General features: G+C 57.8%; 13 protein-coding genes, 1 tRNA gene and 1 pseudogene. 8 read left to right on the top strand and 7 right to left on the bottom strand.

What is annotated here, in order from left to right:
- Positions 1 to 175 precede the first annotated feature (175 nt).
- Together RX330_RS10745 and RX330_RS10740 are read left to right on the top strand one after the other, a co-directional pair.
- Positions 176 to 1,168 carry a hypothetical protein gene (locus RX330_RS10745; RefSeq protein WP_317242967.1) on the top strand — a complete coding sequence of 331 codons (993 nt, stop codon included), beginning with the start codon at positions 176 to 178 and terminating at the stop codon, positions 1,166 to 1,168.
- A 1,066-nt stretch (positions 1,169 to 2,234) separates the two neighbouring features.
- Positions 2,235 to 3,761 carry a hypothetical protein gene (locus RX330_RS10740; RefSeq protein WP_317242966.1) on the top strand — a complete coding sequence of 509 codons (1,527 nt, stop codon included), beginning with the start codon at positions 2,235 to 2,237 and terminating at the stop codon, positions 3,759 to 3,761.
- A gap of 164 nt (positions 3,762 to 3,925) precedes the next feature.
- Here the strand turns inward: RX330_RS10740 and RX330_RS10735 are convergent.
- Positions 3,926 to 4,030 (bottom strand) — tRNA-Ser (locus RX330_RS10735).
- A gap of 48 nt (positions 4,031 to 4,078) precedes the next feature.
- On the opposite strand from RX330_RS10735, the gene RX330_RS35715 reads away from it, so the two are divergent.
- Positions 4,079 to 4,234: a tyrosine-type recombinase/integrase gene (locus tag RX330_RS35715; protein WP_354099219.1), complete on the top strand. Its 156-nt coding sequence runs from the start codon at positions 4,079 to 4,081 to the stop codon at positions 4,232 to 4,234.
- 1 nt (position 4,235) lies between these two features.
- Here the strand turns inward: RX330_RS35715 and RX330_RS10730 are convergent, their stop codons facing one another.
- From RX330_RS10730 to RX330_RS10720, 3 genes are all read right to left on the bottom strand, one after another.
- Complete coding sequence (locus tag RX330_RS10730; protein ID WP_317242965.1) at positions 4,236 to 4,934, bottom strand: hypothetical protein; 699 nt, start codon at positions 4,932 to 4,934, stop codon at positions 4,236 to 4,238.
- 548 nt (positions 4,935 to 5,482) lie between these two features.
- Complete coding sequence (locus RX330_RS10725; RefSeq protein WP_317242964.1) at positions 5,483 to 5,734, bottom strand: hypothetical protein; 252 nt, start codon at positions 5,732 to 5,734, stop codon at positions 5,483 to 5,485.
- Positions 5,735 to 5,803: 69 nt separating this feature from the next.
- Positions 5,804 to 6,037, bottom strand: coding sequence for a hypothetical protein (locus tag RX330_RS10720; RefSeq protein WP_317242963.1), 234 nt, complete (start codon positions 6,035 to 6,037; stop codon positions 5,804 to 5,806).
- 476 nt (positions 6,038 to 6,513) lie between these two features.
- Between RX330_RS10720 and RX330_RS10715 the strand changes: the two genes are divergently transcribed.
- Entirely contained in the window at positions 6,514 to 7,236 is a 723-nt protein-coding gene (locus RX330_RS10715) for a GIY-YIG nuclease family protein (protein WP_317242962.1), read from the top strand.
- Between the two features lie 628 nt (positions 7,237 to 7,864).
- Here RX330_RS10715 and RX330_RS10710 read toward each other — a convergent pair.
- Positions 7,865 to 8,044, bottom strand: a complete 180-nt coding sequence (locus tag RX330_RS10710; protein ID WP_027516023.1) for a hypothetical protein — start codon at positions 8,042 to 8,044, stop codon at positions 7,865 to 7,867.
- 692 nt (positions 8,045 to 8,736) lie between these two features.
- Here RX330_RS10710 and RX330_RS10705 point away from each other — a divergent pair.
- From RX330_RS10705 to RX330_RS10690, 4 genes are all read left to right on the top strand, one after another.
- Positions 8,737 to 9,000 carry a hypothetical protein gene (locus RX330_RS10705; RefSeq protein ID WP_317242961.1) on the top strand — a complete coding sequence of 88 codons (264 nt, stop codon included), beginning with the start codon at positions 8,737 to 8,739 and terminating at the stop codon, positions 8,998 to 9,000.
- A gap of 39 nt (positions 9,001 to 9,039) precedes the next feature.
- Positions 9,040 to 9,261, top strand: a complete 222-nt coding sequence (locus tag RX330_RS10700) for a hypothetical protein (protein ID WP_317242960.1) — start codon at positions 9,040 to 9,042, stop codon at positions 9,259 to 9,261.
- 2 nt (positions 9,262 to 9,263) lie between these two features.
- On the top strand, positions 9,264 to 9,485 hold the full coding sequence (locus RX330_RS10695; protein WP_317242959.1) for a hypothetical protein: 222 nt from the start codon (positions 9,264 to 9,266) through the stop codon (positions 9,483 to 9,485).
- A gap of 382 nt (positions 9,486 to 9,867) precedes the next feature.
- On the top strand, positions 9,868 to 10,188 hold the full coding sequence (locus tag RX330_RS10690) for a hypothetical protein (protein WP_317242958.1): 321 nt from the start codon (positions 9,868 to 9,870) through the stop codon (positions 10,186 to 10,188).
- Between the two features lie 131 nt (positions 10,189 to 10,319).
- Here the strand turns inward: RX330_RS10690 and RX330_RS10685 are convergent.
- Together RX330_RS10685 and RX330_RS10680 are read right to left on the bottom strand one after the other, a co-directional pair.
- Positions 10,320 to 10,744: pseudogene (locus RX330_RS10685) on the bottom strand (hypothetical protein).
- A gap of 20 nt (positions 10,745 to 10,764) precedes the next feature.
- Positions 10,765 to 10,986, bottom strand: coding sequence for a hypothetical protein (locus tag RX330_RS10680; protein WP_085398308.1), 222 nt, complete (start codon positions 10,984 to 10,986; stop codon positions 10,765 to 10,767).
- Between the last annotated feature and the right edge of the window lie 1,024 nt (positions 10,987 to 12,010).

The raw sequence follows: 12,010 nt of genomic DNA, 5'->3' as shown, positions 1-12,010 counted from the left end.
CCTTGGCGGCGTAGTGGCCCCATGCCCGACAACACGAAAGGACGGCATAGGATTAGCCTAGTAGCTGCAGGAGCGTCGAAGACGCGGGACCGACTCCCTCCGGCGAAGAATTCTTCGGATTGCATTTCCCCAACTTGTTCGATCAATAGGCAATACGTTGAGGTGGGCACGCAGGATGCAAGTCTTCATCGACGAAAGCGGCACCTTTACCGCCTACCAGGCGGGCTCAATCAGCGTTGTGGGAGCGCTGGCGATACCCGATGGAAACATGCCTCGGCTGAGGAAAAAGTATGCGCGTATCCGCAAGAGCCTGTCGACGGACGGTGACGAAGTAAAAGGCCGCGACTTGAACGCGGCTCAGATCAATTGGGTCGTTCGATTGATAAAGGACCGCGACGCGATCTTCGAGGTGACGGCCCTCGATCTTGCGCTTCATACGGCAGCTGGCGTCGCGACTTATCAGCAGCAGCTCGCGGCGGAAATGCAGGCACTGCTCCCGCAAATGCCCTACGCCATCCGCGAGCGGGTCGCCGCAGCCTCGAACTACATTCTTCAAATTCCCGCTCAGCTGTTTCTACAGGCCCTTGTGACCTTCGACCTCATGCATCGCGTGATAGGCCACACCACATTGTTCTTTTCGCAGCGAAAGCCAGAGACGCTCGGAGAATTAAACTGGGTCATTGACGGAAAGAACCCTCAGAAAGTCACCAACTGGGAGAACTGGCTGGAGTTCTATGCAAGGGGAGCGCTGGCTAGTCTGTCCGCGCGCCATCCGGCGCCGCGACCCAATCCAAAAGAAGGCTCGTTGCTGAACTTCACTTTCTTCAACAAAGCCCACACCGGCAAAATAGGCGACATGGAGGGCGTCGATCCTGCGCTATTGCTCAGGCACTTCCGGTTCTCTTCGGACATCGACATGGGGTTGGAGCTTGTCGACATACTTAGCAATGCCATCCGCCGAACGCTTCGCGGGGGACTAGACCGCGTCGGATGGATCAACGTCCACAGGCTTATGATTGATCGCAACGAGACCTACATCAAGTTTCCAATCTTCCAGGGCGGCCCCGACGTTGTACAGAACGCTGCATACGGAGCGATCGTAAATGAAGGTTTCCGCAACGGCGGCCGTCCAATGTTTACCCGTCGCAATCAGTTCCTTCTCGACTGACCACGCTCTCGTAACCTGGCGAACGACCCGCGCGAACGATCGTCACCGGAGTACCGAGACAGACGCACGGACTCTTGACATCATCCGGATTATGACCGCGCCGCACGAAACAGATCGGGCAAATATGTCCACAATCGAGGGTCTCGGCAAAAAGTCGTGCGTGCTTCATTCGCGCGACTCTTGGCAAGCCCCTCCTGCCGCTGCCGTGGTAGCTATGCGGTAGCTAGCAGCTGCATCCTTTTCACCGATGGTAGCAGAATTATTGATTCTGTTGGTACAGTTGGGTGGGCTCGAACCACCGACCTCCTGTTCCACAGAACGAAGGTCAAGAATCAACAGCACCAGTTTCGCACCAGAAACAGCGCGAACGAAACGCGACGAACGCGATCGAACCCAACGAAAACGCAGCAAATTCAACGAAGGCGATCGATAGTCTGCCGCTCATAACGGTCTGGTTGCATGTTCGAATCCGCTGACCGAGCAGTGGAATTTGCGCTCCCATGACGTGAGGGTTGGCTCGCCGCACCAGTTACGCATCTATCTTGAATCCCCGAAGGCGGCGGACAAATGTCCGCCGGGGCATCCTGTTCGTACTCCAAATAAGCCGAATTCCCTACGCGCGGTGAGGAATGCTTCTCGCCTGTAGCTTTATCTGTTCATTTTGCTTCGCCGCTCAAAAAGCCAAGAGTGGCGAGGCATTATATTTGCGTCCCCAGAGCATGCAGCCACCCTATTCTTCGACCGAGGTCGCGACAGCGATTGGCGTCTCTCTAGATACGTTCTATCGAACGCGCCACCTCAGGCACGAGCGCGATGGCTTGCCTTCGCCGATCAGCGAGCGAGGACCGCTGAAATGGGAACGCACCGGCTTTGATGCTTGGCTTACGCGATACCATCCTATGCGCCCAAAGACGATTGCTAATGACGCATTCGCGCCACCGCCGGCAGCAAGCGACGAGGAACACCGCGAGCGTCTGCGCAGAGCCTACGGCCAGCACGGCGCTTGACAGACTAAATCGCGCTAGATTCCAATGGGTGCCATCTCTTACCGGCACTGAGGCTTTCTATGGCCGATCCCAAGTTTCCCCATGTGAAGTGGCGCGATGGCCGTCCTCGCTCGTCGCACGGCGCTTATGCCAGGGCACTCGGCTTTGTCGATGCCGACTTGCGCCATCCGCCGTACGATGAAAAAGGACGTCCGGTCGGTGCGTGGTTCAATCTCCAAGAAGCCTCAGACTTTTCAGACAAACGAAAGTCGGAAATCGAAGCGGCTCGCCGTGCCGGCAAGCTGCCGAAGAAAATTACGATCCGGAAGCGTTCTACGATCGAAGATCTTCTGGACGATTGGAGCAAGTCGGTTGAGTTCAAGGCGTTGTCGTCCGCCTCGCAATCTTCCTATCGCAAATGTATCTCCGCTATCTTGTACCGACCGCAATCACGCGAATCCGCAGCAAAGATGCGTGCCGAAATCCGTGCCGCCAAGCTGCTCGGCGTAGCCGAGCCCGCACGAGAACTCGAGGCGATCGCGACCGCCACTCCGACATCAATCGGCAAACCGGAGTTCCGCGCCTTCTATAACTATGCGAAATCGGCTCGCGGCCATCATATGGCGCTCTCGATGATAGCCACGCTCTCAGCAGCATTCAGTTGGGGACAGGAAAGCGTCTTGTGGCGTCTCGGACCCAACCCGCGAGAAGGCATGGAGTTCGATCATCCAGAGGGACGCATCGTACAGGTTTCGATGGCCGAATTTTCCGCGTGGGTCGCAGCGGCCGATGCGATCGAACGGCCTTCGGTCGGGGACAGCTTCCATCTGGCGTTGTTCACTGGGCAACGCCAGACTGACCGTCTAATTATGCGCAATGAGAGCGACGTCGAGGGCCGGCACGCGTTCCGGCAGAGCAAGACTGGTGAGCTTGTCGACATCAAGGAGGCGCCACAACTCAGCGCACGACTAAATGCCTCGCGTGCACGAATAAAGGAACTCAAGCTTCGGCTTCAGCTGGATAAGGTGCCACCCGAGCTCGTGGTCAACGAGGACAATGGTGAGCCTTATGACGAGAGTACCTATCGCCATTGGGTGTCGACGGCACGGGCCGTCGCTATCTTCGGCTTTCTCGCGCGCGACAACGCGCGCCAGGCAATTGTCCGTGCAGAGCGACTGAACGCCGAACTGATTAAAAACGTCGACAAGCTGTTCGCCCCCTTTCCTCTCGATGAGGAGAGTAAGGCGCAGCGCGCTCGAGCGGTCGATCAGCGCAAGGGCGCATTATCGGAGTGGCTGGACGCGCAGACCACACGCGACAGCAATGGCCATGAGACAGCCTGGCGTCTAAAGCCTTGCGCCGCGCTGATGTTCGTCAACGGCGCCGGCGAACTCGACCAAAAGCACGACCAAGACCTACGTGATACCTGCGTCATGCTTCTCGATCGGGCTGGCTGCGACTTGCTGACGATCTGCGACATCACTGGGCATTCATACCGAAGCGCGCAGACCATCGTGAAGCACTACCGCGCCCGCAATGCGGCTCGCGCCGATTCCGGTATCGACAGGCTTGAATTGCAGGTGCGGAAGGAAGGCATGAAGAGCTGAACGCAGACCCGGTGGGTCTCGTGCTACAGTGGTGGATGGGCTTCGGTCCCAATTATCCGACTCGTCGCACGGCGTGCGACGTACGACCATTAAAAGCGTCGCACGAGACCCGGTTTGTTCTGCCTAGGAATTTAAAAAAGCCCTTGCGGGCCAATGTCTTAGGGTGGTGGGCGCACCAGGGCTCGAACCTGGGACCCGCTGATTAAGAGTCAGCCCGGGGTTGAGAATAATCAATCACTTACTGGTCGCACCACTGGGCTTATCCGACCGAAAGTGGGCATTCGTCGCACGATCATAGTCATCGCACTGCCTGAGAATTGAACAGGTTATTGAAAGCCACTCGTTCTTGCCGAAGCTCAGCGATTACGCAGATAGTCCAGTTCGCGCTCGCCACTGGGATGAGGCGAGGCGAAATCGCCAATATGCAGTGGAAGGACGCCGTGACGCATGACCAAGCAAAGTCGATTGCGTGACCTAGACTTTCGTTCTCTTGTCTTTATCAAACCGAACATACTCTGGATCAAGTAGGTCCAGCAGATCGATTAAAGCGTGATCCAAAGCAGCTAACCGCGATTCTCCTGCCTCAAGATTTTGCTCGAGGGACGATACATCCTTGCGAAGTCCATCGATGAAGGGATACGCGCCGCTGTCAACGCGCTTGAGGAACGTGCCATATCCTACGCATTGCGGCCCTTTAGCGCCCTCTTCAATCAGAGCTTCACCAACTGCTCGCTGCTCACCGGAAAACAGACGAAACGGCTTCTTGTATTGATCCGTGCCGAAGAGGCCAGAGATTTGATCTTGCAGCTTTGTTAGCTTCCGCGTTCTTTCCGTGCTGCCCAAATCGATGAATTGAATTTCCCGGCGTGTCAGTTCGGTCCAGCAAAGATACTGTCCAACTAGAAACGCAGTATTGTTGATCACGTATGTCTTCTCCCGCTCATCGCCCTTCGCGACAAACGCGCCAATCATGTTTTGCCTTAAGATGTTCTGGATTCTACTTTGAAGGTCATAAGCTGCCCGCGCCAGCGGCTCCCGAAACCCGGAAAGCTCCTTCTCTCTTTGAGACTCGATCTTCAATTCTTCAACTTGATTGCTAGTGATAGCAGTGATTACCACTGCTCCGATGGAAGCCGCCGCAGCGACAATTGCAACAACGATCTCAGTTTTCATCCCTCCCCCTCCTCATCGCACGCCGTTCGCGTTGCAGATACAATCTTGCGATGATACAACTCGGATGGCAAGTAGCGTCCAAATAGATTCGCGGGGCCGACTGCAAGCCGGGCGCGTTCGCTTGCCTACAGAGCCTTGCTTGGAATCCTAGGCGTGCCCGTTTCAAAAGCTGTTCCCCCCGATCACGTCGTGACAGTTCACGCGATCGGCGGCGAGCTCGAAATGGTCCTCGAGACCACGTCGCAGAGCAGACAGTGCTGGTTTCCAGTGACGACCTGCCGTCCGGTGAGGGGGCGCCTCATAGGGCCACCTTCAATCATCAGGTTGCCAGCTCGTGCACTGCTTCTCGGCCAGCTGTTGCCGTTGAGCCCCGCGCTTGACTTGGTTAGGATCGCGCCTCTTGATTACCTCGCCGATGGTGACCGACTACGACGAGATCCCTATGGCAACATTGTAAAGCGGTAAGGACCAATGGAGCCGGGGAGTTCGCTTTCGGCATCCCCTACCTCGGGGTCGACTTATGGTCATCGCCCTTCCAGATCGTGATGCTACTCGGGCGTATTGACCGGTTGCGATGCCGGAGCGCTCGCATGGCTCGCAAGCAACGAAGGACCCAACTCGCAGCCTCCTGGATCACGACCGAGTACCAAACCTGCATCGAGCATTGTCGGATCGGGTCTCACCAGCTTCGCGGTGCTCACGCCCGCATTCGGATCAACTGCCATTTTGTAGTCTCGTTCAAGCAGCTCTCGCAGGCGCTCGATGCGAGCGAACCGGAATGGATGGACCAGTTTGATCATCGGGCTAGGCCCCTCGGGTCGAAGCGAACAATCGGATGATGAAAATGAAGAGCGAGCGAGGGGTGACGCTCATGAGTCGAGCTGTCGGTTCTCCGCCGAATGCCAGTCCGCGCCGTGGAGGCGGATCATCTCCCGACGGGACCGCTCGATGAAGATGCGCTCAACGCAAAAGCCGGCTGTAACTGAAGCCGCCAGCGCAAGGCCGCAGGCCATATAGTCGTTCATGAAATTCCAAAACATGTTGCAGCCGGCAACTCCTACAAAAGTAAGTGCCATGACCATATTGCGAAATATCTTAACCATGCTGCCCCCAGTCAGTCGGCGAAGAACATTTAGCATTGCAACCAAGGCGATTGGCAGCGTTTGACCCTTGTGATGCGCTGTCTTTCTGCTCGATCAGCCTGGGTCCGGCCGCGCTGTCGACCGCCATGGGGGCTCGCTCTTCCCACTTAAGAGGGCACCCGCGAACGGGGCAGTGACAGCGACGACGGCATACTTCATCACGGCGGGCCCCTTTCCCGAATGCCCCCGGCGAGGAGCTCCGCATCCCTTTGCGCGAAGGATGGACGCCGCACGGCGTGCGCCGTTGTGGCGTGGAGAAGATGGGCCACCAAGCTCGCAATCATTCCGCTAATCGTTTCGTCAGACACCTTTTGATTAGCAATTTGCCGCCGATGCGGGAGGATTGCCACGCAAGTCATGCAATCTAGACGTTCCGCCTATTCCACGTCCGGGCGGTCCTCAGTTACTTTGCCGGCGTGGGTTGGGGGATCCCGCCTATGCCGCAGGGGTCTGTCTACGTACTCGTTTCACCAAATAGCGATTACATAAAAATCGGCCGCACCGAACGGCCCATCGCTGAACGCCTTCGAGGAATAAATGGCGGTGAGGCGTACGCTCCCCATGGTCCGTGGGAATTGTCAGATTTCGTGCACGTCACGGACTGCACCGCAGTAGAGAGCGCGCTTCACCGTCACTTTCATACCCGAAACGTGGAAGTCGAAGGGACGCGGGAGCTATTCAGCGTGGCTCCGCACGAGGCTAGAGAACAATTGCGCTCGATTAGCGAACTGCTTCGCGCCTATCACGAGAGGACGGATCAGCTCTTCCACAATCCTGAAGTCAGCCTGTTTCTTTTTCGCTTATTCCAGCTTTCGGGATTGTACGGCAACCTCGACATTCAGGGCGCGTGGACCTTAAGCGTTCTCCCGCAGACCAACGGAGGGCGTTGGTTCACATTAAACATCGGGTCTCACGAAGTCGCTTTCAGCACTCGAACACCTGCGGACGGAAAGTTCTCGCACTACCTCGTGCTTGACCGTCTCATTTTGGAGTATCCCAAAACGATCATGTGGCTCGGCCAACGTGCTGGGGATGTTCAACCGGCCGACTACAAAGCTGCTGAACGTGTAGTAAGTCTGAGTTTCGACGAGGATTTCGCAAAGGCCGGACGCATCTTCGCCCTCGACGGAGTTCGGCGCCATGGTCGCTTATTGGGCTGATGCTCTGGCCGATCTTCGCGAGAGGAATGCAAAGAGCGTCTACGCAAGGTATCATTCCTACGATGCGGTGTCGCAGTTGCTCGAATATAAAAGAGCAAGAGACAAGGTGGTGGTAGGCGAGCGATGAAGAGATCCGTCAAGGACGGGAGCGCCTTGGGTGGGGGCCCGCCAGCAGCCAGCCCCGGCGGCGCCTCGCTCAGCCCGATTGGCTGTTAGGGTACTTTGTCCTGCCTCAGCCGGTTGGATCAATTGCTCGGCGATGTACTTCCGGCTCTCATGATCGCCACCGTGCGGAAGCTCGGCACGCACTTGCTCTAGGACCGTCCATGTTTGCCTAGCCTGCGGTGAGACCATGAGCTTCCGAAAATCGATCTACGAACCATTGCATCAGCGGTTGTTGAGGCGAGCACGGATAAATCTTTCGGCTGACCTTCTCCGAAATGGAAGAGATACTTTGGAGAAAGCTTCCGGCAGCGGCACACAAATTCACGGCGTGGTGGAGCAACGAAAGCTCCATGAAGCCTGGGCACACCCAAGCAAGGGCTTGGATGAACGCGGGCTTTCGGGCGCATGCTCCGATTAAAGTCGCGTAGTCGAACTCCGCCGGGTTTGATCAGAGATGCCCGGTTTAGCGCTTGTCGAAGGCCTTCGCACGCTGGAACAACACGGTTTGAAGTCCGGTGATGATCAACTTGTTCAACGTCTCACAATCGTTCGGCGACAGGTGGGGAAGCTGGCGCGAAGTCTTCCACTGCTCAATGGCGGCGGTGACAGCGGCGCGCAATTCGTCATCAGTCGGGCTGGTCATCGGTCGACCTCAATGCGATCGTTTACAGCTTGGTGCCTTTTGAAGCGGATGCAATTGAACCTTCGATGTATCGGTTGAGGGTTACTTCAGCACGGGCGAACGGACGATGCGATCGGATCGCTACCTTAGTTCCGCTGCGGATGTGATCCTGCGACCTTAGAGATCGATCACCATCGCTCGATCACTCTAGTAACTGAGCAAAGAATTTCCCACTCGTCCTACTCGCTCGCCCCCGCTGTTTTTGAAAGCGCTGCAAGCGAGCGTAGACCGCTTGGCGGGTGCGGCCTAGCCGTTCGCCGACCTCCTCAGCTGTGGCACCTGCGCCAAACAGCGAGAGCAATTCCGCCTCTTCGTCCGGCAACCACGGACGCGTCGATGTGCGATCGTTCGTCATTCGCGGTGCCTGCCTTGCCTAAATGCGCGGCTCTCCTGGCCGCCGCGGCGGGTCGGGAAAGCGAGCTGGCCGCTCTGAGCGCGGCGACGCCGGCAAGCGACTGGATTCAGGCGCGCGATTACCGCACGTCATCCACGCTGCTAGACGAGCGTAGCTTCGCCTGAGAGCCGGAACGAACCAAGCAGATGCGTCCTCGTGATCCATGCCGTAGAACAATATCCATGAACCATTTAGAAAAGATTGCCGGCTGTTCCCGATCCGTAACTGATCGTAAACGATGCGATGGCAACAAACGGCCATGGAAACCGAACGCCCGCTTGAAACGATACGTCAAGACATCGGTCGGCAGGAAAAGCGCAGGCCGATTTTTAATCAGTATCACCGGCAATTGCTCGATCCTCTTCGTGACCGCGATTGGGTGTCTTCTTCGAAGCTTCCCGACCACCCCGGAACAACGCTCGCTCTTTTACGAAACGGATGGATGGAGCGACGCTCAACGGACGAAGGCGTCGAATATCGTATGACCGAAGCCGGTCTGGCAGAACTTAGCCGACCCCGATAACCCGCAAACCGGTGGGAAACGACGAACGTGTCAAAGGCCATGGAATTGATCGTCGCTGGCTACGTGAAGGTGCGGGACCGACGTGCTCTAGTCGACTTGCTGGCGCATCGGCGCAAGGTGCTCGCCCAGCTGGAAGCCGTGTCGGGCATCAACCCAGAAAACGCAGTAAGAGCAATCCAAGAGGAATTGGCGGTGATCGAAGCCGGCCTCGAAGCACTTAAACCTCCGCCCGGTTCGCTGCCTGAGAACGAGTGGAACTAGCGATGCGCGTTAACAAGATCAATTGGGACAAAATCGGCCGGGTGACGGAGCCGGGTCGATATAAGTGCTTTTTCGGATATCTGAACGTCACTTCAGAGGACATTGAGGTGTGGACGCGCTACCCCGATGCGACGTTCACTTTGATCCCGCGGCCGATGACTGAGCAATCGGTGGGTGAAGATTACCGTCTAGGCGCGTTCGACATCGGCAATCCTGAACAGTAGGACGGTCCGCCGTCGTCGCCCTGCGGCACAGCCCCGACGGGCGTTGTCTCCAAGAGGATGTCGACCCGCGCTATCTCACGGGTCGTGAACGGACCGGTAGCGGTCAAGAGCCCGAAGCATTTGGCGAGGCTCGCGCAGTCACAGCTCACGATGCATCTCGAAGTTTCGCAGCTGTTGCTCAGTCAGCAATTCCGACGCAGGCCCTGACGTTCCATCTTGGGCATTCACCGGCAAGTACATTCCGGTACCGGTTCTCGGTTCCCGAATTAACTTCCTGCGAGAAGATCAAGCTTAACTTGAAGATTTGATTGCAGCGGCGCATCGGAGGGTTAGCTTCGTGCACCGGACATTGCCCCCGTCCGGGTCCGCCCGGGCGAAGCCGTTGCGCCATCATATTCGGCGTGGCGGCTTCGTTTGCCCGGCTACGCGCGCGAGTGTGATTTTGAAGAGGCCGTCAAAACACGAAACGCTCAACCTCGTAGAGATGCGTCGACAGATTATCGCTCTGCGAACCCGGCACTCTGACAACGCCCGCGTCACGCATCTGTTGAACCGGTTGCTGATCAAGACTGCATATCTCACCGAAGCAGAGAGCGCCGCTCAGGCGAAGCGGCTGTGGGACGCATTCACTGAAACGATGGCAGATGTCGAGAAGATCATCACAAAGGGCGACCAGACGCCATCGAGTAAGGCTAACAAGTAGATCCGATTGCGTTAGGCGAGCGCGGCGTTGATGCTACCCGTCGTCGCGGAGGTGGTTATGTCTCGCGTAACCGCCGCCTTCGCGGCAAGGGGCCGCCGCCGTCACAAGCGGCGGCCCCGCCCGTAAGCGGCCTAGTAAGCACGCCGCACTACTCGGGGCAGGGAGGGCAGTCTCGGAGAAAACCGGTGGGCGAGCGCGAGCACTGCGGCTTCGTCGGTTTCGAGCGCGATCTTCTGGGCGAGCATCACGTCGCCAGCTGCCAGCGCCCGTTCGGGAACGAAACACCACCCGATCTTAGGCTGTCTTTCTTCATCAAGCTCCAAAACATTGCTCATGGTGCCTGATGAATTCGATATCGTCGGCCGGTGTGAGAGCCCGTGACTTCGAAATAACCCTCGGCATCAAACTGCGCACGCTGATCCGGAGATAGCCAATCGCGCAAAAGACGCCGCGCACGCGCTTCCGGCCCATTTTGCTCGATGAAGCTCCAATACAGCGAACGCAGGGCGCGCAAACGCGCACTACTGCCGACGCCGTTGCGTCTGAACAAAAACATTTGCTGTGCCGCGAGGGTGGCTAGCCGCCGACGAGGCGCGGGTAGAACAGCGTCTCGTCCGCAGCCGGATCAAATGTCCGTACGGCCTTGAGATCGCCGGCCGGCGTCCGAGTAGCAGCGGTAAATCCTTGGTCTGTCAACTTCTTAAAGCGCCGCTCAGCCTTGGCCAGCCCCTCGGGGTCGGTTTGGTCAAAAAAATGTCTGCTGTCGCCTGTGTGGTCGATCACGATCTGGGTAGCCATGGAAGAGAACTCCGTAAGTCCTAACCCTAGCGTGGAAGAACCTCGCGGCGCCGGCTGGTGTTCCTAGTCCGAGGAAATTTGCTGTGTTTCCCATTAGGCGCCCTGACCGGCATCGAGGAATACCTAATCCGCCGCGACCTGCCCCCAGCGCACCGAGCTGATCGCGAAGTGGAAGGCGGCATATGAACCCGTGCATCCGGAGACGAAGCACGGTGGGACCGGGCGCCGCGGGAAAAAAGATGCCAACGTGGCGTCTTTTACTTCCGATACCCCGCTAAGACAGGAAAACCCGATCGGACAATCCAGCGCGACGCGACCCGCGCCAAGGCGCTAGACCCCGATCTGGACCGTGTTTCAAGACGGGTTCGCGGGGGCCTGACTCGACGATGCATGATCTCGTTCTGAAAGGGATGGAGGTCGCACTGTTCGCAGATCAGGGACACCATTTCAGTAAGATACCGCAGCGCGATCGTGATGAGAGAAGGCCACGGCGTCGAAGGCGAGGCGCACGCAGGTCCCTTCGTTCGGCACAGGTATCTCGCCCGAGGCAGCCTCGCCTGCCCAATCTGCGTCAGGTCCACCTGATACCGGCGAGCTTTTCGACACGCAGCGCAGATACGGCTACGAGGTCGGTGCGGGAGAGTTGGGTGAGAACATCGCCAGGGCAGGCCTGGACCTTGAGCGGATGCCCCTCGGAGCCGGATGTGGCTGGGATCGACCGCCGTCGTGGAACTGACCGGGCTCCGAACGCCCTGCGTGCTCATCGACCGCTTCCGGTCAGGCCTGAAACAACGCGTGATCTCACCCGAGAAAGCAGGCCCGGCGTTCAGATGCGGGGTTCTGGGCATAGTGCGAACCGGCGGCCGTGTCGCCGCGGCGATTTCGCGCGAGCGGTGCTGCCGAGCCCTCCCCAGCGCCCTCTAGCGGCACTGTAGCGCTTCAGCGCAAAACTCAGCCAGCCGTTAGGCGAATCGGATTGCATTCGTTAGAGGCGGACGTCGCATGGCCGCAAAGAAGGTAACGG

Source organism: Bradyrhizobium sp. NDS-1 (genome assembly GCF_032918005.1).
GTDB classification, from domain to species: Bacteria; Pseudomonadota; Alphaproteobacteria; order Rhizobiales; family Xanthobacteraceae; genus Bradyrhizobium; species Bradyrhizobium tunisiense.
Note: the sequence above shows the minus strand (reverse complement) of the source record. Positions and strands in the feature narration are given on the sequence as shown.